This window comes from Pseudomonas sp. LA5 (assembly GCF_028640825.1).
Taxonomy (GTDB): Bacteria; Pseudomonadota; Gammaproteobacteria; order Pseudomonadales; family Pseudomonadaceae; genus Chryseomonas; species Chryseomonas aestiva.
This window is the reverse complement of the sequence record NZ_JAQYZY010000032.1, coordinates 218,360-241,858: the sequence shown is the minus strand read 5'-3', so window position 1 is coordinate 241,858 and position 23,499 is coordinate 218,360. Positions and strand designations below refer to the sequence as shown.

25 protein-coding genes are annotated in these 23,499 nt (G+C 66.2%); 10 read left to right on the top strand and 15 right to left on the bottom strand.

Annotation, left to right across the window (positions count from 1 at the left end; translation table 11 throughout):
- Positions 1-101: 101 nt before the first annotated feature.
- Genes PVZ72_RS10300 through PVZ72_RS10290 form a run of 3 tightly spaced genes read left to right on the top strand, consistent with a single transcriptional unit; the run spans position 102 to position 3,087 of the window.
- Entirely contained in the window at positions 102-1,304 is a 1,203-nt protein-coding gene (locus tag PVZ72_RS10300) for a DUF4350 domain-containing protein (protein ID WP_273861847.1), read from the top strand.
- The gene (locus tag PVZ72_RS10295) at positions 1,301-2,296 is read left to right on the top strand and encodes an AAA family ATPase (protein WP_273861846.1); all 996 of its coding nucleotides are present in this window, start codon (positions 1,301-1,303) and stop codon (positions 2,294-2,296) included. The genes PVZ72_RS10300 and PVZ72_RS10295 overlap by 4 nt, the downstream gene beginning before the upstream one ends.
- On the top strand, positions 2,293-3,087 hold the full coding sequence (locus PVZ72_RS10290) for a hypothetical protein (RefSeq protein WP_273861845.1): 795 nt from the start codon (positions 2,293-2,295) through the stop codon (positions 3,085-3,087). Before PVZ72_RS10295 ends, PVZ72_RS10290 begins: the two co-directional genes overlap by 4 nt.
- On the opposite strand, the gene PVZ72_RS10285 is transcribed toward PVZ72_RS10290, so the two are convergent.
- Entirely contained in the window at positions 3,072-3,434 is a 363-nt protein-coding gene (locus tag PVZ72_RS10285; protein WP_187980166.1) for a PilZ domain-containing protein, read from the bottom strand. The two genes, PVZ72_RS10290 and PVZ72_RS10285, sit on opposite strands and share 16 nt — an antisense overlap.
- Positions 3,435-3,490: 56 nt before the next feature.
- Positions 3,491-3,877: a tetratricopeptide repeat protein gene (locus PVZ72_RS10280; RefSeq protein WP_133862536.1), complete on the bottom strand. Its 387-nt coding sequence runs from the start codon at positions 3,875-3,877 to the stop codon at positions 3,491-3,493.
- 196 nt (positions 3,878-4,073) lie between these two features.
- On the opposite strand from PVZ72_RS10280, the gene pyk reads away from it, so the two are divergent.
- Complete coding sequence (gene pyk / locus PVZ72_RS10275; protein ID WP_133862537.1) at positions 4,074-5,525, top strand: pyruvate kinase; 1,452 nt, start codon at positions 4,074-4,076, stop codon at positions 5,523-5,525.
- 98 nt (positions 5,526-5,623) lie between these two features.
- Here pyk and PVZ72_RS10270 read toward each other — a convergent pair whose 3' ends face one another.
- Positions 5,624-5,794, bottom strand: a complete 171-nt coding sequence (locus PVZ72_RS10270; RefSeq protein WP_166655937.1) for a hypothetical protein — start codon at positions 5,792-5,794, stop codon at positions 5,624-5,626.
- Between the two features lie 124 nt (positions 5,795-5,918).
- Between PVZ72_RS10270 and PVZ72_RS10265 the strand changes: the two genes are divergently transcribed.
- Positions 5,919-8,534, top strand: a complete 2,616-nt coding sequence (locus PVZ72_RS10265) for a DEAD/DEAH box helicase (RefSeq protein ID WP_273861844.1) — start codon at positions 5,919-5,921, stop codon at positions 8,532-8,534.
- Between the two features lie 79 nt (positions 8,535-8,613).
- Here PVZ72_RS10265 and PVZ72_RS10260 read toward each other — a convergent pair whose 3' ends face one another.
- On the bottom strand, positions 8,614-9,087 hold the full coding sequence (locus PVZ72_RS10260; protein WP_273861843.1) for a phosphate-starvation-inducible protein PsiE: 474 nt from the start codon (positions 9,085-9,087) through the stop codon (positions 8,614-8,616).
- Positions 9,088-9,294: 207 nt separating this feature from the next.
- On the opposite strand from PVZ72_RS10260, the gene PVZ72_RS10255 reads away from it, so the two are divergent.
- The gene (locus tag PVZ72_RS10255) at positions 9,295-10,101 is read left to right on the top strand and encodes a SirB1 family protein (protein WP_187980169.1); all 807 of its coding nucleotides are present in this window, start codon (positions 9,295-9,297) and stop codon (positions 10,099-10,101) included.
- On the opposite strand, the gene PVZ72_RS10250 is transcribed toward PVZ72_RS10255, so the two are convergent.
- The 3 genes from PVZ72_RS10250 to PVZ72_RS10240 all read right to left on the bottom strand — a co-directional run bounded on the left by PVZ72_RS10250 (position 10,098) and on the right by PVZ72_RS10240 (position 11,725).
- Complete coding sequence (locus tag PVZ72_RS10250) at positions 10,098-10,787, bottom strand: LrgB family protein (RefSeq protein ID WP_133862541.1); 690 nt, start codon at positions 10,785-10,787, stop codon at positions 10,098-10,100. The genes PVZ72_RS10255 and PVZ72_RS10250 overlap by 4 nt on opposite strands.
- On the bottom strand, positions 10,780-11,163 hold the full coding sequence (locus tag PVZ72_RS10245; protein WP_166655938.1) for a CidA/LrgA family protein: 384 nt from the start codon (positions 11,161-11,163) through the stop codon (positions 10,780-10,782). Before PVZ72_RS10245 ends, PVZ72_RS10250 begins: the two co-directional genes overlap by 8 nt.
- 112 nt (positions 11,164-11,275) lie before the next feature.
- Positions 11,276-11,725, bottom strand: a complete 450-nt coding sequence (locus PVZ72_RS10240) for a flavodoxin (RefSeq protein WP_273861842.1) — start codon at positions 11,723-11,725, stop codon at positions 11,276-11,278.
- A 221-nt stretch (positions 11,726-11,946) separates the two neighbouring features.
- Between PVZ72_RS10240 and PVZ72_RS10235 the strand changes: the two genes are divergently transcribed.
- The 4 genes from PVZ72_RS10235 to PVZ72_RS10220 all read left to right on the top strand — a co-directional run bounded on the left by PVZ72_RS10235 (position 11,947) and on the right by PVZ72_RS10220 (position 13,946).
- Positions 11,947-12,507, top strand: coding sequence for an antibiotic biosynthesis monooxygenase (locus PVZ72_RS10235; RefSeq protein WP_187980171.1), 561 nt, complete (start codon positions 11,947-11,949; stop codon positions 12,505-12,507).
- A gap of 96 nt (positions 12,508-12,603) precedes the next feature.
- On the top strand, positions 12,604-13,302 hold the full coding sequence (folM, locus tag PVZ72_RS10230) for a dihydromonapterin reductase (RefSeq protein ID WP_273861841.1): 699 nt from the start codon (positions 12,604-12,606) through the stop codon (positions 13,300-13,302).
- 15 nt (positions 13,303-13,317) lie between these two features.
- Positions 13,318-13,611, top strand: a complete 294-nt coding sequence (locus PVZ72_RS10225; RefSeq protein WP_273861840.1) for a DUF1244 domain-containing protein — start codon at positions 13,318-13,320, stop codon at positions 13,609-13,611.
- Positions 13,608-13,946: a HopJ type III effector protein gene (locus tag PVZ72_RS10220; RefSeq protein ID WP_273861839.1), complete on the top strand. Its 339-nt coding sequence runs from the start codon at positions 13,608-13,610 to the stop codon at positions 13,944-13,946. The genes PVZ72_RS10225 and PVZ72_RS10220 overlap by 4 nt, the downstream gene beginning before the upstream one ends.
- Positions 13,947-14,003: 57 nt before the next feature.
- Here the strand turns inward: PVZ72_RS10220 and lpxC are convergent, their stop codons facing one another.
- From lpxC to murD, 8 genes are all read right to left on the bottom strand, one after another.
- Entirely contained in the window at positions 14,004-14,918 is a 915-nt protein-coding gene (lpxC, locus tag PVZ72_RS10215) for a UDP-3-O-acyl-N-acetylglucosamine deacetylase (protein WP_017640702.1), read from the bottom strand.
- Positions 14,919-15,027: 109 nt separating this feature from the next.
- A complete protein-coding gene (gene ftsZ, locus PVZ72_RS10210; RefSeq protein ID WP_133862548.1) occupies positions 15,028-16,209 on the bottom strand; it encodes a cell division protein FtsZ in 1,182 nt (393 codons plus the stop codon).
- 53 nt (positions 16,210-16,262) lie between these two features.
- A complete protein-coding gene (ftsA, locus tag PVZ72_RS10205; RefSeq protein WP_017640704.1) occupies positions 16,263-17,507 on the bottom strand; it encodes a cell division protein FtsA in 1,245 nt (414 codons plus the stop codon).
- A 16-nt stretch (positions 17,508-17,523) separates the two neighbouring features.
- The gene (locus tag PVZ72_RS10200; protein WP_133862549.1) at positions 17,524-18,378 is read right to left on the bottom strand and encodes a cell division protein FtsQ/DivIB; all 855 of its coding nucleotides are present in this window, start codon (positions 18,376-18,378) and stop codon (positions 17,524-17,526) included.
- A 65-nt stretch (positions 18,379-18,443) separates the two neighbouring features.
- Positions 18,444-19,859 carry a UDP-N-acetylmuramate--L-alanine ligase gene (gene murC, locus PVZ72_RS10195; RefSeq protein WP_273861863.1) on the bottom strand — a complete coding sequence of 472 codons (1,416 nt, stop codon included), beginning with the start codon at positions 19,857-19,859 and terminating at the stop codon, positions 18,444-18,446.
- Positions 19,860-19,893: 34 nt separating this feature from the next.
- Complete coding sequence (gene murG, locus PVZ72_RS10190) at positions 19,894-20,964, bottom strand: undecaprenyldiphospho-muramoylpentapeptide beta-N-acetylglucosaminyltransferase (protein ID WP_273861838.1); 1,071 nt, start codon at positions 20,962-20,964, stop codon at positions 19,894-19,896.
- The gene (gene ftsW / locus PVZ72_RS10185) at positions 20,954-22,153 is read right to left on the bottom strand and encodes a putative lipid II flippase FtsW (RefSeq protein WP_133862632.1); all 1,200 of its coding nucleotides are present in this window, start codon (positions 22,151-22,153) and stop codon (positions 20,954-20,956) included. Before ftsW ends, murG begins: the two co-directional genes overlap by 11 nt.
- On the bottom strand, positions 22,153-23,496 hold the full coding sequence (murD, locus tag PVZ72_RS10180) for a UDP-N-acetylmuramoyl-L-alanine--D-glutamate ligase (RefSeq protein ID WP_273861837.1): 1,344 nt from the start codon (positions 23,494-23,496) through the stop codon (positions 22,153-22,155). Before murD ends, ftsW begins: the two co-directional genes overlap by 1 nt.
- Positions 23,497-23,499: the final 3 nt, after the last annotated feature.

Here is a 23,499-nt window from a genome sequence, read left to right as displayed (position 1 = left end):
TCCCCTAGAATCGGCGCAGTCTAGCATCGTCGTGCGCCTTGCTCCCGAGCGCCCGCACCCGCTAGGCTCTGATGCCTGTCTACCGCGTATTCTCTCTACCCATGCGTTCAGTCGATCGGCTCTCCCTTCGCTTCAGGTGCCGGGGTATCGGCGTACGCCTGGGCGCCGCCGTCTGGGCGTTGACCCTGTCCCTGGCCTGCCTCGCGCAGCAGGAGCCGCTGTCCTGCCCCCTGCCGCCGCAGTCCGACAGCGGCCCGGGCAGCCTGCGCCTGACCCATCAGGGGCTCGACAGCCGGACGGCGCGGCAGACCGCCACCCAACTCGCCGCGACCACCCGCGGCACCGATCCCCAGGCGCTGGCCGCGGCCTACCTGCAGCATTTCGGCAGTCGGGTGCGGCACGGCCAAGCCGAACAACTCGCCGAGCTGCCGGCCGGGGACGTCAGGTTCTGGCTGGCCGGCAATCCGCCCCTGGCGGAGACTCAGGCGCAGACGTTGCTGGACTGGGTCGAGGCGGGCGGCCATCTGGTGGCCGTCGCCGATGACAGCACTCTGGCGCTCAGCGCGACCCTGGGCGTTCGCCCCATGCCGACCCGCGAGCTGGGGGGTGCCGCCCCACCCATCATGGCGCTGCCGCTCTGGCCCAACCTGACCCAGCTCTATCTCGCCGAGGACGACGCCCCCGCCTACCTCGGCTTCGACGACAGCCGCCATCTGTTCGATGTCGGTGATCAGGCGGTGGCCTGGGCCAGCAGCGCCAGCGCCACCCATATGCTGATGCTGCCCTGGGGCGACGGCAGCGTGACGCTGCTGTCGGACACCGCGCTTTGGAGCAACGCCCACCTCGCCCAGTACGACAATGCCTGGCTGCTGTGGTACCTCACCCAGGGCGCGCCGGTGACCCTGATCGCCCCGGCGCCACCGCTCCCCCTGTGGCTGGACGCCTTGCAACGCTATGGCCTGGCCCTGCTCCTCCTGACGCTGGCGGCGGGTCTCTGGCTGAGACGCCGCCAGGACCATCCGGCGCCCCGGCGTGACGCCAGACGCTGGCCCGAACTGATCGCCACCCTGCAGCGCGATATCCAGCGCGAGGTGCGCCGCCGTCGCCCCGAACTCACCGATCAGACTGTGGCCGAGCGCTGGCAATATCTGGCGCGCCTGAGCGGCCTGAGCACCCGCATGGTGGGCGAGGCGATGCGGCCCAGCCCGGCACGCCTCTCCACCCGCGACTTCACCCGCCGCATCGTCCAGCTGCGCCTGTTGCGCCTGGCCGTGCGCGCCCCCGTTTCCGAGGACTTCCGATGACCGACAGCTCTGCTCCTGACGCCACCCCGGCGGACCCCGGCGAAAGCGGCGTCAAGGCCCGCGCCCTGGCCCGGCTGCAGGCCCTGCGACAGGCGCTGCTCAAGGTGCTGCCGCAGCAGGAGGCCGCCGTGGACGGTCTGCTCGCCACCCTGCTGGCCGGCGGTCACCTGCTATTGGAAGGTCCGACCGGCTCCGGCAAGACGCTGCTGGTTCGCGCCCTGGCCGCCAGCCTGGACGCCGGCTTCGCCCGGCTGCAGTGCCATCCGGCTCTGACCCCTGCCGAGGTGGCCGGCGAAATCGTCACGGACGCCGGCAGCGACAGTGCCCGTCTGCGTCGGGGTCCCCTGTTCAACTCCCTGGTTCTGCTCGAAGAGCTGCAGCGGGCTCCGCCAGCGATCCTCAATCTGCTGGACGACGCCCTGCAGGGTCGCCAGCTGAGTCTGGGCGGCCGCCCGGTGCCCCTGCCAGCGCCCTTCATGGTGATCGCTACCCGCTCCTCAAGCAGCGATCTGCCGCTGGCGCTACGGGATCGCTTCCTGGCGCACCTGCGACTGGAGTGGCCGGCAGAAGGCCAGGAGCTCGCCGCCCTGCGCCAGGCTGTCCAGCAGGGTCACGGCGATCCCCTGGAAGCTGCGACCCTGCGCCCGCTGCTGCAGGCGCGGGATCTGCCAGCCCTGCAGCGACTGGTGGCCGGCCTGCCGGTCGCGGAGCCGGTCCTCGAGCATGCCGTGCGCCTGATCCGCCTCACCCGGGAGTGGCCGGCCTTCGAGCAGGGCGCCGGGCCGCGCGCCGGACAGGCCTTGCTGCGTCTGGCCCAGGCACAGGCCTTTCTGCGGGGTGGCGACAGCGTGACGCCCGAGGATGTGCGCACCCTGCTGCCCGCCGTGCTGCGTCCACGCCTGCGGCTGACCCCAGAGCGCGAATTCGAGGGCGACAGCCTGGATGGCCAGATCCTCAAGCTGCTGGGACAGTGTCCGGCACCGCGCCCATGATCCAGCGCTGGCTGCCACTGGCGCTGGGCGCCCTGGCCCTGCTCAGCCTGATCCTGGGCTGGCTGGCGCCTCTGCGCTGGCAGGCCCTGCCGGCCGCAGGGGCATCGCTGCTCCTGGGGCTGGCCCTGCTGGAGCGCCGGCACTGGCGAAAGATCCGGGCGAATCCGCTCATCGCGCAGCCAGCCAGGGCACGCCTGCGGGCGAACACGCCTGTGCAACTGCTGATCGCCAGCTCGGGACTGGTAAAGACCGACGGACGCGGAAGCCACGAACAGGTGCAGGGCTTCTGGCAGGCGCTGGCGGCCAGTGGCAATGAGCTGCGGCTCTACGGCCTCGATCCCGAGCTGCGCCTGCTGGCGGCGGCCACGCCCGCTCGCCCCCTGAAGCCTGATGTCCTTCCTCGGTCGGTCCCAGGCGCGACGGCTGATTTCAAGGCGGCGCTGGCGCGGCTTTGCAGCCAGGCGCGACCCGGCAGTGTCCTGGTGGTTCTGGCGCCACTGGATGAAGCCAGGGTGGCCTGGCTCGGTCGTCTGGATCTGGGCCGACGCGGCCTGCAGCTCTGGCTGGTCGACACGGCGCTGGAGGAGCTGGCAGAGCCCGACGACATCCGTGCCTGGCGCGACGCCTGCCGCTATGCCGAGGCCTGGCAGACCAGGCTTCAGGGCGAGCGTCTGGCCGCGCGCCTGGAGAGAAGGGGAATCCACTGGCTGCCTGCCAGCGCGACGGCGGATCTGCAGACCCGCCTGTTGCAGCTATGGAATGCCGGTGACCCGGATCAGATCGCCGACTGAGAAAGACGGCCGAAGGTGAAATAGTGCTGCAACACGTCGATCAGCTCGGCGAATTCCGCTGGCGGTTCGGCGACGCTGAAGCCGGAATCGTAATTGCCCGGGGTCACGTCTTCGTGGCTCCACTGGCAACGGGCATCGAAGTCGACGAAGTGCAGCTGACCGTCCTGCCCCGGAATCTTCAGCCGCAGTTCGAAACGCGCATTCACCAGCATGGGCAGCTGGCTGATCATCAGCAACCCCTCGCGGGAGATGTTGCCGATGTAGCCCATGGGCTTGTCGGTGAAGCGGTTGAACACCTTTAGATAGTAGGGCAGCTGGTGGCGCTCGATACGACGATTCTGAGTCATGGTGCGATTCATCCTGCACACGGTAAAGCCACTTTACCGACAACGTCCTGGAAAGCTCAGCGCTGCGGTAGTTTTCGCACCGGTTGGGGCGTCGCAACGGCCGTTCCGCCATCTAGCCCCAATTGGCGCAGGGTGTCCAGTCGGGCCTGGGCCCGAAAGGCGTATTCGCTGGCCGGAAACCGGACCTGGATGAAACGATAGGTCTGAGCGGCGTCGGCGTACAGCTGCTGCTGCTCGAGACACTGGCCACGCAGCATGGAGAATTCCGGCTGCAGCCAGGGGCGGGCGCGACCCTTGCGCTCGGCCTGGGAGATCTGCAGCAGGGCATTGGTGCAGTCGCCTTCAGCATAGGACTTGTAGGCGGCGTCGAGATAGGAATTCATCGAAACGCTGGTGCAGCCGGTCAGGCCGAACAGCAGGAACAGGCAGAGATAAGGGCGCATGGAAAGTCCTCCTGTTCGCTAGATCGGCGCCGGGGCGCGCTTCTTGAGGGCAAACGACCATTGGTGTGACGGAGCTGCGAAAAGCCGTCATGTGCTGGCCACGCGACAGCGCTACAATGAGGTGCGCTTCGTGTTCTACGTCGACTCGGCGCTGAGGCGCCGACTCATGGTTGCAATCCGCTAAAGGAAAGACTGCATGATTTATCGCCGTACCAAGATCGTCGCCACCCTCGGCCCGGCCAGCAATTCTCCGGAAGTCCTCGAGCAGCTCATCATCGCCGGCATCGACGTCGCCCGCCTGAACTTCTCGCATGGAACGCCCGACGAGCACCGGGCCCGTGGTCAGCTGGTACGGGATCTCGCCGCCAAGCACGGTCGCCATGTCGCCCTGCTCGGCGACCTCCAGGGTCCGAAGATCCGCATCGCCAAGTTCGTCAACAAGCGCATCGAACTCAAGGTCGGCGATCCCTTCCGCCTGTCCATCGCCCATCCCCGCACCGAAGGCACCGAAGAAGTGGTCGGCATCGACTACCCGGGCCTGGTCACCGACTGCCGCGTGGGTGACGAACTGCTGCTGGACGATGGCCGCGTGGTCCTGCGCGTGGAAGGCATGACCGCCACCGAATTGCATTGCACCACCCTGATCGGCGGCCCGCTGTCCGATCACAAAGGCATCAACCGGCGTGGCGGCGGTCTCACCGCCCCTGCGCTGACCGACAAGGACCGGGACGACATCAAGCTGGCCGCCTCCATGGAGGTCGACTACCTGGCCGTGTCCTTCCCGCGTGATGCCGAAGACATGCACGAAGCCCGTCGCCTAATGGAAGCCGCCGGTGGCAAGTCCTGGCTGGTGGCCAAGATCGAGCGCGCCGAAGCCGTGGCCGACGACGAAGCCCTGGACGGCCTGATCCATGCCAGTGACGCCGTGATGGTGGCCCGGGGCGACCTGGGCGTGGAAATCGGTGATGCCGAACTGGTGGGCATCCAGAAGCGCATCATTTCCCACGCCCGTCGCCTCAACAAGGCGGTGATCACCGCGACCCAGATGATGGAGTCGATGATCAGCAGCCCGATGCCGACCCGTGCGGAAGTCTCCGACGTGGCCAACGCCGTGCTGGACAACACCGACGCGGTGATGCTCTCCGCCGAGAGCGCCGCCGGCCAGTACCCGGTGGAAGCGGTCAAGGCCATGGCGCGCGTCTGCGTCGGTGCCGAGAAGCAGCCCACCAGCAAGCTGTCCAGCCACCGCCTGGGCCATACCTTCACCCGGTGGGACGAGAGTATCGCCCTGGCCTCCATCTACGTGGCCAACCACTTCCCGGGCGTGAAGGCGATCATCAGCCTGACCGACACCGGTTACACCCCGCTGATCATGTCGCGCCTGCGCTCCTCGGTGCCGATCTTCTCCTTCGCCTCCAGCCGCGCCACCCAGGCCCGCACCGCGCTGTTCCGCAACGTGCACACCATCCCCTTCGACCCGACCACCATGCCGGCGAACAAGGTGAGCCAGGCGGCGGTGGACGAGCTGCTCAAGCGCGGCATCGTCGAGCACGGTGACTGGGTCATCCTCACCAAGGGCGACAGCTACACCAAGCGTGACGGCACCAACACCATGAAGATGTACCGCGTGGGCGATCTGCTGGTCTGATCCCTGCCGCCGGTCCTTGACCGGTGCTGACGAAAAGCCCCGAACAGGCGACTGCTCGGGGCTTTTTCTTGGGCGCAGGTGGCACCTAAAGGGCAGCGCTAGAGACCCTTGAAGGCGAGGTAGGCCAGATGCAAGGCCGCCGCACCCAGCACGCCCAGGCTACAGACGATGAGGATGCCACGCTGCAGCGAGCGCAAGCGCCCCTCACGGCGGGCCGCCAGGCGCGTGGCATCGAGCAGCGCAACGTTGGCCAACGGTGATTCACGCATCGTTTCGCTCCCCCAGTCTCTTAATGCACTATATTCTCATTCTCACATAGATCAAGGGAGTCCGACGAGCGTCTGCCGGACTGTGGCAGAATAGCCGGTTTGGTGCGAACAGCCTGGGTGAACGATGGCGTTACGTTTCGAACGGCTCAAGTGGCAGGACTGGAAAGGCGCCTTCACGGAGCGCAACTACGAGCGCGGTCGGCGCCTGGCACTCGACGGCCTGGTGCAGCTGCGCTCGGCGGCCAGGGGCCAGCTCTATGCCGAGTGCAGCAGCCCGGCCGGACCGGCCTATCGGCAGGCGATCAGCCTGCGCGCGGGCGAGACCGCCTGGCGGGTCGACGCCCGCTGCACCTGCCCGGTCGGCCGCAACTGCAAGCATGCCGCCGCCGCCCTCATCGAGCTCGAACGGCTGCAACGCAGCGAGGCCGACTTGCCGGCCACGCCGGTTGCCAATCCGGAGCTGCCGCAACCGGTCCTGACCCTCGGCAGCCATACCCAGATCGATTACGACCGGCACATCGGCAAGATGCGACCCACGGTGCGCCATCGCGCCGCCCTGGCCTTTGCCTATGGCCCGCGGCGACTGTTCGGCACCCCGCCGCGTACCCCGGACGCCGCCTATCCCGCACGCCAGTTGCCGGCCGAACAACGCTGGCGGCAGACGCTGCTCGATCATGGCCTGCGCCTGGCCACCCGGCGCAGCGCCGCGCTGCCCGACGACAGTGGCGAGATGTTCGAATTGCCGGACGACCCCGCCTGGCTCAGATTCGTGCAGCAGGTCATCCCCGGTCTGCGCGAAGCCGGCTGGAAGATCGAGGCCCATCCCGAATTCACCTTCGACCTGACACCGGTGGAAGGCTGGTACGGTCACCTCGAAGAGGTGCAGGATCCGACCGCCGCGAACGGCCAGTTCGATGTCGAGTTGGGTATCCGCCTGGGCCAGCGCCGCGTCAGCCTGATTCCGCTGCTGATCGACGCCCTGCGCCGCGAACCCTCCCAGTACGAGCTGGCGATGCTGGCCAAGCGCGCCGACGACGAACCCGTGTTGTTGCGCATCGATCCTCCGCGCCTCGCCGGCCCGCAGGGCCGGGTACAACGGGTCGCCGTGCCCCTGGGTCGGCTCAAGCCGATCCTGCAGATCCTCGGCGAGCTCTATGCGACCGACCGCCTCACCCAGGACCGTGCCCTGCGCCTGCCGCGCCTGGACGCCGCGCGCCTGGCCGAGCTGGACGAGCGCCTGCCGCTGGAATGGGAAGGCGGTGAACGCCTGCGCAGCTTCGCCGAGCGGCTGCGCAGCTACGCGGCCGAGCCCGTCGTCCTGCCGGACACCCTGCACGCCGAACTGCGCCCCTATCAGCGCGACGGCGTGGCCTGGCTGCAGGCGCTGCGCGAACTGGAAGTGGGCGGCATCCTGGCCGACGACATGGGCCTGGGCAAGACGCTGCAGACCCTGGCGCACATCCTCGTCGAACAGGCCGCCGGGCGCCTGACCGCACCGGCATTGATCGTCATGCCGACCAGCCTGATCCCCAACTGGCAGGACGAGATCGCCCGCTTCGCCCCCGGACTGCGCGTGCTGACCCTGCAGGGCAGCGCCCGCAGCAGTCGCTTCGAGCGAATTCCGGAGCACGATGTGGTGCTCACCACCTATGCCCTGTTGCCCCGCGATGCCGAGCGCCTGGCCGACTACGATTTCCACCTGCAGGTGCTGGACGAGGCCCAGTCGATCAAGAATGCCGCCACCAAGGCCGCCCAGGCCGCACGCCACCTGCGTGCCCGCCATCGTCTCTGCCTGACCGGCACGCCGCTGGAAAACCACCTGGGCGAACTCTGGTCGCAATTCCACTTCCTGATGCCCGGCTGGCTGGGCGACGAGAAAGGCTTCAAGCAGGCCTATCGCATTCCGGTGGAGCGCGAAGGCGATGTGCAGCGCCTGGCGGCCCTCAAGGCACGGGTGCGGCCCTTCATGCTGCGCCGCACCAAGCAGCGGGTCGCCAGCGAGTTGCCACCCAAGACCGAGATCGTCCAGCTGGTCGAGCTCAGCACGGCGCAGCGCGAGCGCTACGAAGACCTGCGGCTGCTGCTGGACGAACGCGTCCGCGCCGAGATCGCCCGTCAGGGCATCGGTCGCAGCCAGCTGCTGATCCTCGATGCCCTGCTGCGGCTGCGCCAGGTTTGCTGCGATCTGCGCCTGGTACCCCACGAAGACGCCAGCGTGGCCAAGCCCTCGGCGAAACTGGCGGCGCTGAACGAGCGCCTCGACGCCCTGCTCCCCGGCGGCAGTCGGGTCCTGGTGTTCTCCCAGTTCACCAGCATGCTCGATCTGATCGCCGCCGACCTCGACCAGCGCGGCATCGAGTACGTCACCCTGACCGGCGAAACCCGGGATCGGCGCACCCCGGTGCAGCGCTTCCAGAGTGGCGAGGTGCCGGTGTTCCTGCTCAGTCTCAAGGCCGGCGGCAGCGGTCTCAACCTGACGGCGGCGGACACGGTGATCCACTTCGATCCCTGGTGGAATCCGGCTGCCGAGCAGCAGGCCAGCGACCGCGCCTACCGCATCGGTCAGGATCGTCCGGTGTTCGTCTACAAGCTGATCGCCCGCGGTACGCTGGAAGAACGTATCCAGCAGCTGCAGCAGGAAAAGGCCCGTCTGAGCGCCGGTATCCTCAGCGAGAACAGTGGCGACTGGCGCCTGACCGAAAGCGACCTGACCCAGCTGCTGGCACCACTGGATCGCTAGCAAGCCAGGTCGACTGTCGCTTCTGACGACGTGAGGTAACCGGCGGCGTCAGGAGCAGAGCGGGAAAGCCCGCACCTCGCTACTTGTCGCCTGCACCCTCGCCCACCACATCTCCCGTCGCATCCAGCACCTTGCTGGAAGGGAATCTGTTCGAGGCGACGCGGACCGCCAGTACCGACAGCGACAGCAGGAAGATGCCGCCGCAGAGATACAGCAGCCCGACATCCGGCGGCCGATGATGAGAGACATCACCGATCAGGTAGCGGGTCAGGGCAGTGATGGCGATGTAGAGCAGAAAGCGGATGGGCAGGTGGTTGGTCTTGAAGTAGATGCCGACCATGGCACCCAGCTCCAGATAGATGAAGAGCAGCAGGATGTCATCGATGCTCGCCTGGCCCTTGTTGAACATCTCCATGAAGGCCATCACCGAGGCCCAGGCCGTGGCCGCGCCAATGGCGAACAGGCCGAAGTAGTGGAAGCCTTCCACCAAAAGGTTGCCGAGGGAGTTCGCCCCGTCGTGCATGCGCTTGCGACCGCTGTCTGCCCATTTCATGGCCTGCCACCCCACTGCCGTGTCCGAATACACCCACCTGCAGACTCGTCCATGTTGAAATTCCCGTTCTCAAGGTTGCTCTGGCACCAGCCGCTCTTATAGCGAGAAGCCGGACCGCCGACCAGTGCGCAACTGTCGCAGACTGGACGGCCCGCCGCTGGCAGGCTAAAACCTGAGGAAAAGCCCGCAAGGGCTCTGGAGTCTACTGTGGAAGCGCGTCTATCCTGCCTCGCCTGCCTGGACCGGCCCGATCCCCGGCTGCTGGAAGCTGCCCTGTGGATCGCGGCCGAGCACCATGACCAGGTCGATCCGCCGGCCCTGCTGCACTCGCTGGACGATCTGGCGCTGCGCCTGGTCGCCACCCTGGATGGCGATGCCAGTCAATCCGAGCGTGCCCAGGCCTTGTTACGGCAATTGTGCGATGCCGGCTTTCGCGCCGCCGAGTGGCCCCTGAATCCCACCGCAGCCCTGCTCGACGAAGTCCTGGCGCGGCGGCGCGGCCAACCGCTGTCGATCGCGCTGGTGGCCCTGGAACTGGCGCGGCGCCTGGAGATCGACCTGCAGGGCATCGGCTTTCCCGGGCACTTCCTGCTGCGCGTCCCCGGCGCGGATCACCTGCTCGAACCCTTTGGCGGACGCCGCCTGTACATGAACGACTGCCGTCAGTTGCTGGTGGATCAGTTCGGTCCCGCCGCGCAACTGCAGGCGAGCTACCTGGCGCCCCTCGGTCCGCGGCAGATGATGCAGCGCCTCTCGCGCAATCTGCGTGAACTGCATCGCCAGGGCGACCAGCCACTGGCCGCGCTCAAGGATGCCCAGCGGGTCATCGAGCTGGGCGCGGTCGGGGTCATCGATCACCTGGCGCGCGCCGACCTGTACCGCCAACTCGATTGCCCCCAGGCCGAGCGCTATGACCTGCAGCACGCCCTGCTGATCAGCGAAGACGACGCCGAACGCGAGCAGGTGCGACGGCGGCTGGAGCAACTGGGCGCGCCTTCCGCCACCCTGCACTAGCCGCGCAGCAACCAGAGCACCAGCTGGGCGCCGAGCAGATTGCTCAGCCCGGCCAGCACCATGACCAGGCCGGCCACGGTGCCCTCCTCCAGACCGACCTCGTAGGCCTTGCTGGTCCCCACGCCATGGGCACCCATGCCGAACAGGGCGCCGCGGGCCAGGGCCGACTTGAGCGGCAGCAGCTTGATCAGCAGGCTGCCGAGGATGGCCCCACCCAGGCCGGTGATCATCACGAAGGCCGCGGTCAACTCGGGGACACCCCCCACGGTGGCGGACATCGGCATGGCGAAGGGGGTGCTGATGGAGCGCGGCAGCATGGACAGCAGCACCCGGTCATCGAGCAGCAGCAGGCGGGCCAGCAGCCAGGAACTGCCGATGGCCACGCCACTGCCCACGCAGAGGCCGGCCAGCAGCGCCTGCCAGTAGCGCGCCAGCAGGCGGCGTTGCTGCCAGATCGGCACGGCGAAGGCCACCGTCGCCGGTCCCAGCAGGGTGATCAGCCAGTGGCTGTAGTGGGCGTATTCGGCATAGCTCACCTGCTGCCAGAGCGTGGCGGCATAGAGCAGCACCGTGACGAAGATGATCGGACTGACCACATACCAGCGCAGGCGCGCATAGAGCACGCGGCTCACCACGTACCCGGCCACCGTCAGCAACAGCCAGAAGAGCCCGGGCAGATCAGGCATCGCGACGTCCCCGACGGCGGAACATCCAGTCCACGGTACAGGCGGTCGCGATCATGGTCAGCACGGTGCTGAGCAGGATGGCCAGCAGGATGCGCACGCCCTCCTGCCGTAGCAGCGGGCCGTAGTCGAGCAGGCTCAGCAGCGCGGGAATGAAGAACAGCAGCATTTCGCCGAGCAGCAGGCGCACGCCGCCCTGTAACCACTCGGGCTCGACGATGCGCGCGGCCAGCAGCACCAGCAGCATGGCCAGACCTACCACACCACCCGGGACCGGCAAGGCGAAAGAGGTCGCCAGCCAGGTACCCACGGCCCACAGCGCGCCCAATCCGCACAGCTCCAGAGCCAGGCGCAGATATCTATTCACCCAGGGCTCCATCTCAAATCTTCATCAGGCGCTCAAGGATACCGAGGCTGAGGGGACGAGGACAGCAAACCGGACCAGGCGGCGGGATCAGCACGGGTAAAGCAGCTTTGCAGCCTGGGCAAGATCAGCCCAGGGCGGCGATGACCTCGGCGACCCAGCGCTCGGCATCTTCGTCCGGCGTCACCGTTTCACTGGCATCGATGCGCAGCATGGGCAGCAGTTCGCGCAGCCCCAGCTCGGCGAACAATTCCTGCATCAGCTCGCCGCCACCGCAATAGGTGTCACCATAGCTGGAATCACCCAGGGCCAGCACCGCGCCGGGCCGTCCGGACCACGGCGGCAACCGATCGCGCAGTTGGAAATACAGGGATTCCAGGTTGGCGGGCAATTCGCCCATACCGGTGGTGGAGGTAATGGCCAGCAAGGCTTCGGGTGCGAAGGCCTCCAGGCTGCCGAGATCGGCATTGGGCTGGTGCCAGACCTCATGGCCTGCCGCGGTCAACCGCGACTTCACCTGTCGGGCGATATCTTCCGCGGTGCCATAGACCGAGCCATTCAACAGTGCGACTTTCATACGGACCTCTTGCGTGGAATCCTGTCCAGTATGCCTGGCGCGGCCCGCGCTTGGCGCTCCGTCAGCAAGATGGCTCCGCTGGCAACCCCGGCTGCAGCCAGGGGTCTCAAGGCTTGTTATGCTAGCGCCGCCTGCTACCCCAGGCGTTTTCGCCACCTGTCCGCCTACCCGGCGGCATGACGGCATCCGGCCTATCCGGCCCGATCGCCCGGAGTTGGAGCATGAATCAGCCTGTTACCCTCATGGTCGCGCGGCGCGTCGCGGCCGGCCAATACGATGCCTTTCTGATCTGGCTGCGCGAAGGCGAAGCCCTGGCCACCGGGTATCCCGGCTATCTCGGTTCGGGGGTCCTGACCCCGCCTCCAGGCGACAATCTGGTACAGATCATCTTTCGCTTCGCCTGTCCCCAGACCCTCGACGCCTGGGAACACTCGGAGACGCGGCGTCTCTGGCTGGAGCGTGGCCAGGGCCTGTTCGAAGCGCCCCTGGCACGGCGTGCCCAGGGCATGGACGACTGGTTCGGCGCGGGCATCCAGCCGCCGCCGCGCTGGAAACAGAGCATCGCCGTCTGGCTGGCGTTCTTTCCCATCTCGCTGCTGTTCAATGCCGCTTTCGGCGATTACCTGGCGCATCTGCCGTTACTGCCGCGCATCCTGCTGAGCACCCTGATCCTCACCCCGGTGATGGTCTGTGTCTTCATTCCGCTGATCACCCGCGCGCTGAAGGGCTGGCTGCACAGTGCCTCGTCGCGGACCGGCGACTGGCGCGGTAGCGCCCGCTAGGCCAGCACGGATCGGCCTGCATCCTGACGCGTCGAATGCGTACAATGGCCACGGCCAGCCTCCTGGCCGCTTCGCTCATCAGGATCGGGTACCCTCATGTCCGCAACCCTTCCCCTTCTGGTCACCGGCGCCAATCGCCGCGTCGGTCTCGCCTTGACCCGCCGGCTGCTGGCGGAGGGCCAACCCGTCATCGCCGTCTATCGCGACGATCCGGGCCCCTTGCGTGACCTTGAGATCGAGGCCTATCAGGTCGATCTGGCGGAAGAGGCACAGCGCGACACCCTGCTGCAGCAACTGCATGAACGCCATCCGGCATTGCGCGGCATCGTGCACAACGCTTCGGTCTGGGCCGAAGACGGCCTGGAAAATCTGCGGCTGCTCTACCGTCTGCATCTGGAAGCGCCCTACCACCTCAATCTGGGCCTGCAGGACCTGCTGCTGGCCGCGCCGCGGGCCGACATCATCCATATCGGCGACGACAGCGCCACACGCGGCAGCCGCAATCACATCGGCTACGCCGCCACCAAGGCCGCCCTGCACAACCTGACCCTGTCCTTTGCCGAAGCCCTGGCACCCAGGGTGCGGGTCAACACCATCGCGCCGGGCCTGCTGATCTTCAAGGAAGGCGCCGACGAGGCCTATCGCCAGGCGACCCTGGACAAGGCGCTACTGGATTTCGAACCCGGCGCCGATCCCATCGTGGATACCGTGCTCTATCTGCTGTCGACCCAGTACGCCACCGGCAGTACCTTTACCGTCAACGGCGGGCGCCACCTGCGCCACGGCCGCCGCTAGCAAGAGGAATCAGTCATGACCGAACAAGACCGCCTGGAACTGGAAGCCGCTGCCTTCCGCACCCTGGTCGACCACCTGCGCAAGCGCACCGATGTGCAGAACATCGACCTGATGAATCTGTCCGGCTTCTGCCGCAACTGCCTGTCCAAGTGGTACAAGGCAGCGGCCGACGACAAGGGCCTGGAACTGGGCCTGGACGATGCCCGTGAGGTCGTCTACGGCATGCCCTATGCGGACTGGAAAGCTCGGTACCAGACCGAGGCCTCGCCAGCCCAGGCCGCGGCCTTCCAGGAGCAGCAGAGCAAATGAGCGATCTCGCCAGCTTCCGCGTCAGCCTGGGCCAGGGCAACCATGCCTTCGCCGACACCCTGGCCTTCGTCGCCGAGCACTACCACTACCAGCCCACGGCCTTTCGCAACGGCGAGGTGGACAATGCCGCAGGCCAGAACGAAGGCTCCTGCAAGACCCTGGGTCTGGCCAGACTCGAGGGCCTGAGCGATGAAGAGGCGCTGCTGGCCTTTGGCGAGCACTATCGCAGCGTGTTGCAGACGCCCGAGGGTAGCGATCACGCCAATATCCGCGCCCTTATCGCCCACGGCCTGGCCGGCGTGAGCTTCCAGGGCGAGCCCCTGACGCGTCGCTAGACCTTTTCAGCGAACAAAAAAAGCCCTGCGGATGCAGGGCTTTTTCTTGGACCGGGCTTAGACCGCAGCCGCGGGTCTCATGTAGGAAATCGGTGCCAGACCGGAGTCTTCGAAGGTCACCACTTCCCAGGCATCACGATCGGCCAGCAGCGCACGCAGCAGGCGATTGTTCATGGCATGGCCGGACTTGTAGCCGCGGAATTCGCCAATGAGGCTCTTGCCGAGCAGGTAGAGGTCGCCGATGGCGTCGAGGATCTTGTGCTTGACGAATTCGTCTTCGTAACGAAGGCCGTCTTCGTTGATCACACCCTTCTCGTCGACCACGATGGCGTTGTCGACGCTGCCACCCAGGGCCAGGTTGTGCGAACGCAGGAATTCCAGGTCACGCATGAAGCCGAAGGTACGGGCACGGCTGACTTCCTTGAGGAAGGAGGTGCTCGAGAAGTCCACCGAGGCTTTCTGGGTACGGTTGTTGACCACCGGGTGATCGAAATCTATTTCGAAGGTCACCTTGAAGCCGTCGAAGGGCACGAAGGTGGCGCGCTTGTCACCATCGACGACGCTCACTTCACGCTTGATGCGGATGAACTGCTTGGCCGCTTCCTGTTCCTGCAGACCGGCGGACTGGATCAGGAACACGAAGGGACCAGCGCTGCCGTCCATGATCGGTACTTCGACCGCGGACAGCTCGACGTAGGCGTTGTCGATCCCCAGACCGGCCATGGCCGACAGCAGGTGCTCAACGGTACCGACCTTGACGCCACTGTCACTGAACAGGTTGGTCGACATGGTGGTTTCACCCACGTTCTCGGCCCAGGCCGGGATTTCCACGACCGGATCGAGATCGGTGCGACGGAACACGATCCCCGTATCGACCGGAGCCGGCTTCAGGGTCAGGTAAACCTTTTCCCCGGAATGCAGGCCGACGCCAGTGGCGCGAATGGTGTTCTTGAGGGTGCGTTGTCTAATCATGCCAGGGCCGCTCGGTCGCAGGGTGCGAATGGTGTTCAACGAAGTCGCGATGATAGCAGATGCGAAAATCGATGCCCACTAATCACACCCTGGCTTGTGATATACCCGATCAATCAGCCTGACGACGCAGGAAGGCCGGAATGTCCAGGTAATCCAGGTCGTCGTTGGGATTGACCTTGGTCGCCGCTGCCGAGCCGCCATGATTCTGGCTGCCACGACCGGAGCGCATCGAGGTCGGGTACTTGAGGTCGTCGTAGTTGACCGGAGCACTTTCCTGACGGGCCGCGGCCAGGGTCTGAGCGGTGTTGTCCACCACCTTGACCGGCTTCTCGATGCGCGCACCCAGGCCGGTGGCGACCACGGTGACGTGCAGCTCGTCGCGCATTTCCGGATCGATCACCGCGCCAACCTTGACGGTGGCGTGCTCGGACGCGAAGTCCTCGATGATCTCGCCGACGGCGGCGTATTCACCCAGGGACAGATCCAGGCCAGCGGTGATGTTGACCAGGATGCCGCGGGCGCCGTGCAGGTTGACGTCTTCCAGGAGCGGGTTGCGGATGGCGGCTTCGGTGGCTTCGCGCGCACGGTTCGGACCGCTGGCGTGGCCGGTACCCATCATGGCCATGCCCATCTCGCCCATCACGGTCTTGACGTCGGCGAAGTCGACGTTCATCAGGCCGGGACGCTGCATGATGTCGGAGATACCGCGAACGGCGCCGGCGAGGACGTCGTCAGCCTTGGCGAAGGCGGCCAGCAGGCTGGCGTCCTTGCCCAGGATGGTCAGCAGCTTCTCGTTGGGGATGGTGATCAGCGAGTCGACGCATTCGGACAGGGAGCGAATGCCTTCGTCGGCGACCTGCATGCGCTTGCGGCCTTCGAAGGGGAACGGACGGGTGACCACGGCAACGGTCAGGATACCCATCTCCTTGGCCACTTCAGCGATGATCGGCGCGGCACCGGTACCGGTGCCACCGCCCATGCCGGTGGTGATGAAGACCATGTCGGCGCCTTCGAGGACTTCGGCGATGCGCTCACGATCTTCCATGGCCGCCTGGCGGCCGATTTCCGGGTTGGTGCCCGCACCAAGACCCTTGGTGACGCCCGGGCCGAGTTGCAGCACGGTACGGGATGTGACGTTCTTCAGGGCTTGGGCGTCGGTATTTGCACAGATGAATTCGACGCCTTCAACACCGCTTTTGACCATGTGGTTGACGGCATTGCCACCGCCACCGCCCACGCCGATGACTTTGATCACGGCGCTTTGTGGAATGTTGTCTACGAGTTCGAACATGGTCCCCTCTCTTCCTTTCGGATCTTCGCCTACTGCCGCGGTTTAATTGTGAATTACAAGTTGCCCTGGACCCAACGCTTCATGCGTTCCAGGACTGTGGATTTGGTTTCGCTGCTATATCCGCCAGAAACAACCGGCAAGGGATCGGTCTGCTTTTGCAGACCATAGAGCAACAGGCCGACGCCTGTGGAATAGATCGGGTTGCTGATCACGTCAGTCAGACCCTTGACCGTCTGGGGCACCCCCAGGCGTACCGGCATATGGAAAATCTCTTCCGCCAGTTCGACCGCGCCTTCCATCTTCGCGGTACCACCGGTGAGTACGATCCCTGCGGGGATCAGATCCTCGTAACCACTGCGGCGCAGTTCCGCTTGCACCAGTGTGAATAGCTCATCGTAACGGGGCTCGACCACTTCCGCGAGGGCCTGACGCGACAATTCTCGCGGCGGACGGTCACCCACGCTGGGCACCTTGATGGTTTCGCCCGGTCCAGCCAGTTTCGCCAAGGCACAAGCATACCGAATCTTGATTTCTTCGGCATATTGCGTTGGGGTTCTCAAGGCCATGGCAATGTCATTTGTGACTTGGTCGCCAGCAATGGGTATTACCGCCGTATGGCGGATGGCGCCCTCGGTAAAGATGGCTATGTCGGTAGTGCCGCCGCCAACATCCACCAGGCAGACGCCTAGTTCCTTTTCATCGTCGGTCAGCACCGAATAGGCCGACGCCAACTGCTCGAGAATGATGTCGTCGACTTCCAGACCGCAACGACGAACACATTTCTCGATGTTCTGCGCAGCGTTGACGGCACAGGTGACGACATGGACCTTGGCTTCCAGTCGCACGCCGGACATGCCGAGGGGCTCGCGCACCCCTTCCTGGTTGTCGATCACATAGTCCTGGGCCAGGGTGTGCAGCACGCGCTGGTCGGCGGGAATGGCCACCGCCTGGGCGGCATCGAGCACCCGCTCGATGTCCGCCGGGCTCACTTCACGATCGCGGATGGCTACGATGCCGTGGGAATTCAGGCTGCGAATGTGATTGCCGGCAATGCCGACGAAGGCCGAGTGGATCCGGCAACCGGCCATCAGCTGGGCTTCTTCGATGGCCCGCTGGATGGAGGCGACGGTGGATTCGATATTGACCACCACGCCCTTCTTGAGCCCGCGCGACGGATGGGTGCCGATCCCGACGATCTCGATCTGACCATCGGAAGACACCTCGCCGACCAGAGCCACGACCTTGGAAGTGCCGATGTCGAGGCCGACGATCATCTTGCCGCTTTGCACGCTTGCCATAGTAAAAAACTTCTCCTCAATGCTTGGCCGGTTCGGTCACGGGGGTGGCGGCGACAGCGGGATCACGCCAGGCCACGGCCAGACCGTTCGGATAACGCAGATCGATCCGCGCGATATTGTCCATCTGTGCCTTGAGCACCTGATCGTACAGGCGCATGAAGCGCCGCATCTTTTCCACCAGCTGGTCGCGGCCGAACACCAGTTCCAGGCCCTGACCAGTGGTGAGGTACCAGCTGCCGCGCTCATGCATTTCCAGGCGCGACACGGTGTAACCGAGCGGCCGGAGCATCTGGCTGAACATTTGGTACTGCTGCATCACCTGCTGCTGGGCCCGCTTGGGACCGTACAACCGCGGTAGATTGTCATAGTTGGCCAGATCCTGCGGGGCAAAAGCCTCACCCTGGTTGTTCAGCAGCGCCTCGTCGCCCCAACGGGCGATGGGCATCTGCTCTTCCAAGCGGATGCTGATCTCGTCCGGCCAGACCCGGCGCACCTCGGCGTGGGCGATCCACGGCATGGTTTCCAGTTCGTGGCGCATGTCGGCCAGGTCGACCTGGAAGAAGGTGGTGCCGACAAAGGGCGCGATCCGCTGCTGCACCGCGGCCTGGCTGATGTAGGAGAGATCGCCCTTGACGCTGACCTTGGCGATCGGCCGGTCGGCATAGGGCAGCAATTTCTGGGCGCCCTCGTAGGTGCCGAAGCCCAGGCCCAGCAGCAGGAACGGCCAGAGGATGCGCTTGAGCAGGCCCAGGCTGGGGCGTGGCAGGCGTGTCGACAGCGGCTCTTCGGCGACCAGGCGACTGGCGCCCCGTTGTTCGACGTTGCGCGACCGACCGAAGCCGGGCTGGTTGTGACGTAGGGTGGCGACCAAGGTTCAGCCCTCCACGTGCGCGCCGGCAACAGCGGTTGCCGGCAAGGGGTTGTACGGATGGCGGCTCATGCCGAACTCCCGGTGGTCGCGGCAGTGGCGAACAGCGGATGGCTGAGCAGTTGCGGCGCCAGTGCGCCGATGTCGCCCGCGCCCTGGCAGAGCAGGATGTCGCCCGGGCGCAGCAGTGGCTTGACCAGCGGCGCGATGTTGCTGCCGCGCTCGACGTAGATGGGATCGAGCTGACCGCGCTGGCGGATGCTGTGGCAGAGCTGGCGGCTGTCGGCGCCGGGAATGGGTTCTTCGCCAGCCGGATAGACTTCCATCAGCAACAGCACGTTGGCATCGGCCAGCACCTGGACGAAGTCTTCGTAGAGATCGCGGGTGCGACTGAAGCGGTGCGGCTGATAGACCATCACCAGCCGGCGCTCGGGCCAGCCGCCGCGCACGGCCTTGATCACCGCGGCGACTTCACGGGGATGGTGACCGTAGTCGTCCACCAGCATGACGCTGCCATTGGCGACCGGCAGCTCGCCATAGACCTGGAAGCGCCGCCCCACCCCCTGGAAGCCGGACAGGCCATTGAGGATGGCCTCGTCGCTGACGCCTTCGTCGGTGGCGATGGCGATGGTCGCCAGGGCATTGAGCACGTTGTGCACGCCCGGCATGTTGACCGAGACCGCCAGCGGTGCGCGGCCCTCGCGTAGCACGGTGAAATAGGTGCGCATGCCTTCCTGGCGGATATCCACGGCACGGACGTCGGCATCCTCGGCGGTACCGTAGGTGACGGTGGGCCGGGCGACCTGGGGAATGATCTCACGCACCACCGGATCGTCGACGCAGAGCACGGCCAGGCCATAGAACGGCAGGTTGTGCAGGAAATCGACGAAGGTGCGCTTGAGCCGATTGAAGTCACCTTCGTAGGTGCTCATGTGGTCGGCGTCGATATTGGTGACCACGGCAACCATGGGCTGCAGGTGCAGAAAGCTGGCGTCGCTCTCGTCGGCCTCGGCGATCAGGTAGCGGCTGGTGCCGAGCTGGGCATTGGTACCGGCGGCATTGAGGCGGCCGCCGATGACGAAGGTCGGGTCCAGGCCTTCGGCTGCGAACACCGAAGCGATCAGGCTGGTGGTGGTGGTCTTGCCATGGGTACCGGCCACGGCGATGCCATGGCGATAGCGCATCAGCTCGGAGAGCATCTCGGCGCGGGGCACCACGGGAATGCGCTGCTCGAGGGCGGCGGAGACTTCCGGATTGGATCTGTTGATGGCACTGGACACCACCAGCACGTCGACCTGATCCAGGTTCTCGGCGCGGTGGCCGATGTAGATGCGCGCGCCGAATTGCTGCAGGCGCGCGGTCACCGCGGATTCCTTGAGGTCCGAACCCGAGACTTCGTAACCCAGGTTCAGCAGCACCTCGGCGATGCCGCACATGCCGACGCCGCCGATACCGACGAAATGGATGCGCCGGATGCTGCGCATGCGCCGAACTTCGGCCTGGATGGCACTTTGCGACTTAACCACGGGCTACCTCCAGACAGGCGTCGACGACTGCACGGGTGGCATCGGGTTTGGCCAGGGCACGGCTGCGAGCGGCCATGCCGGCAAGACGTTCGGGATGCATCAGGACCTCGGTAAGCTGCGCGGCGAGATCCGCCGGGCGGGTGGAATGTTGCGGCAGCACCACACCGGCACCGGCGCGCTCCAGGAAGCGCGCATTGCTGGTCTGGTGGTCGTCGATGGCGTGCGGCAGGGGGATCAGCAGCGCCGGCAGACCGGTGGCGGTCAGCTCGGCGACGGTCAGGGCACCGGCCCGGCAGATCACCAGATCGGCCCAGGCGTAGGCGGCGGCCATGCCGGCGATGAAGGGCTGGACATCGGCCTCCACGGCGACGTTGGCATAGCGCTCGGCGGTCACCTCGGCATGCTGGCGACCGGCCTGGTGGCGCACATTGGGTCGCAGGCCCGCGGGCAGCTGGGCCAGGGCGTCGGGCAGCAGCTTGTTGAGCGGCTCGGCGCCCAGGCTGCCGCCCAGTACCAGCAGATTGGCGGCGCGCTCTTCCAGCGGCGCGCGGGTCACCGGGGCGAAGAGCTCGGCGCGTACCGGATTGCCGGTGGACAGACGCTTGGCGGACGCCGGGAAGGTGTCGGCGAAGCCTTCGCAGACCCGTGCGGCCATGGGCACCAGCAGACGGTTGGCGGTGCCGGCATGGGCATTCTGTTCGTGGATCACCAGCGGGATGTTGCACAGCCTGGCGGCCAGGCCACCAGGACCGGTGACGAAGCCACCCAGCCCCAGCACGCAGACCGGCTTGAGCCGGCGCATGAGCCCCATGGCCTGCATGAGCGCCCCGCTGAGTTGCAGCGGCGCCTTCACCAGGGAGCGCACGCCCTTGCCTCTCAGGCCGGTGACCGGGATGTGGTGCAGGGTGATGCCGGCTTTGGGCACCACGTCGTTCTCGATGCCGCGCGGGGTACCCAGCCAGTGCACGGTATAGCCGCGGGCTTCGAATTCACGGGCGCAGGCCAGGGCCGGAAAGACGTGCCCGCCGGTACCGCCGGCCATGATGAGGACGTTAGCGGACATCGGCGAAATCCTCTTCGGTGAATTCCACATCCTCGGTATCCACCAGGGTGCGTCTCTCCCACTCGATGCGCAGCAGCAGGCCCATGCTCACGCAGCAGATCACCAGGGAGCTGCCGCCGTAGCTGAGGAACGGCAGGGTCAGGCCCTTGGTCGGCAGCAGGCCGACGTTCACGCCGATGTTGATCAGGAACTGGCCGATCCAGAGCATCGACAGGCCGTAGGCCACATAGGCCGAAAAGAACTGCTTGGACTGCTCGGCCCAGTGACCGATGAACAGCCCGCGCACGCAGACGAAGAGGAACAGGCCGACGGTGGCCATGGCCCCGATCAGGCCGAGTTCTTCGGCCAGCACGGCGAAGAGGAAGTCGGTATGGGCTTCGGGCAGATAGAACTGCTTTTGGATGCTGTTGCCGAGGCCGAGACCGGTCCAGCCGCCACGACCGAAGGCGATCAGCGCCTGGGTCAGCTGATAGCCGGAGCCGAACTGGTCAGCCCAGGGATCGGTGAAAGTGATCAGGCGCTGCATCCGGTAGGACTGGGTCTGCACCAGCACGAACACCGCCAGCACGGCCAGGGCGACCATCATCAGGAAGCGGAACAGACCGACGCCGCCAAGGAACAGCATGGCACCGGCGGCGCCCATCATCACTACGGTGGCACCGAAGTCGGGTTCGCGCAGCAGCAGCATGGCCATCGGCAGGAGCACGATGAAGGGCTTGAAGAAGCCGGCCCAGGTGTGGCGCACCTCATGCTGACGACGAACCAGGTAACCAGCCAGATAGAGCACCACGAAGACCTTGGCGATCTCCGAGGGCTGCACGTTGAAGATGCCGAAGCCGATCCAGCGCAGGGAGCCGTTCACCTCGCGGCCGATGCCAGGCACCAGTACCGCCACCAGCAGGAGGAAGGCGATGATCAGCAACGGAAAGCCGAAGCGCTGCCAGGTGGCCATGGGGATCAGCATCACCACGCCGCAGGAGACGAAGCCGATCGCCAGGTAGACCAGGTGGCGGTACATGAAGTACAGCGGATTGCCCGACTGGGCGGCGGCCACTTCGGAGGAAGCCGAGGTCACCATCACCAGACCGAGGCCGAGCAGCAGCAGGCAACCCGCCAGCAGCGGGAAGTCCAGGTCGATGCCGTGGCGGCTGGCCAGCGGCGAGGGATAGGGGCGCAGCAGGCTGAGGATCATGCCAGAGCTCCCACGGCCTGGGCGAACAGCCGTCCGCGTTCTTCGAAATTGCGGAACATGTCGAGACTGGCGCAGGCCGGCGACAGCAGCACGGCGTCGCCTGGCTGGGCCAGCCCGCGACTCTCGGCCACGGCTTCTTCTAGGGTGGTGACATGCACCTGTTGCACGGTGGCCGGCAGGATCTCGGCGATCCGTGCCGCATCGCGCCCCAGCAGCACCACGGCGCGACAGTGACGCGCGATGGGTTCGCGCAGGGCACTGAAATCGGCGCCCTTGCCGTCGCCACCAGCGATCAGCACCAACTGGCCGGCGATGTCATCACCCAGGCCTTCGACCGCAGCCAGGGCAGCGCCGACGTTGGTCGCCTTGGAATCATTGTAGTAGCTGACGCCCGCGACCTCGCCGACCCACTGGCAGCGATGCTCCAGACCCGGGAAGGCGCGCAGGGCCTCCAGCATGGGTGCCAGCGGCAGACCGGCGGCCTGGCCCAGGGCCAGTGCGGCCAGGGCATTGCTGTGGTTGTGGGTACCGCGGATCTTGAGTTCCTCGACATCCAGCAGGTTGTCGAAGGCCAGCGCCAGATAGCGACGGCCCTCCTCCTCGCGAATGCCGAAGGCACGGAAATCGGGCCGTCCCAGGCCGAAGGTCAGGCGCGGCACGTCATCGCCGATCAGCGGCCGCGACAGGGCATCGTCGCGATTGACCACCACCTGGCGGGCGCCACGGAAGATGCGGTGCTTGGCCTGGTGATAGGCCGGCATGCCGGTGTAGCGATCCATGTGGTCTTCGCTGAGGTTGAGCACCGTGGCCACCTCGGCATTGAGTCGCTCACAGGTCTCCAGTTGGAAGCTCGATAGCTCCAGCACATAGAGTTCGACGTCATCGGCCAGCAGGTCCAGCGCCGGGGTACCGAGGTTGCCCCCCACGGCCACCCGCTTGCCGGCGCGCAGCGCCATGTCACCCACCAGGGTGGTGACGGTGCTCTTGGCGTTGGAACCGGTGATGGCGACGATGGGTGCCCGGGCCTGGCGCGCGAACAGCTCGATATCGCCGGACAGCCGCACGCCGCGGGCGGCGGCTTCCTGCAGCGCCGGCGTTTCCAGGGCCAGGCCGGGACTCACATAGAGCTCGGCCGCGCGGGCGAGGAAGTCGACATCCAGCTCGCCGCAGCGCACCTCGACCTGAGGATACTGGGTTCTCAGGGCCTCCAGTTCCGGCGGCTGTTCCCGCGTGTCGGCCACGGCGAAGGGCACGCCCCGGCGCGCGAGAAAGCGCACCAGCGACATGCCACTCTTGCCGAGGCCGACGACGATACGGAACTGGTCGGAAGCGATGAGCACTGC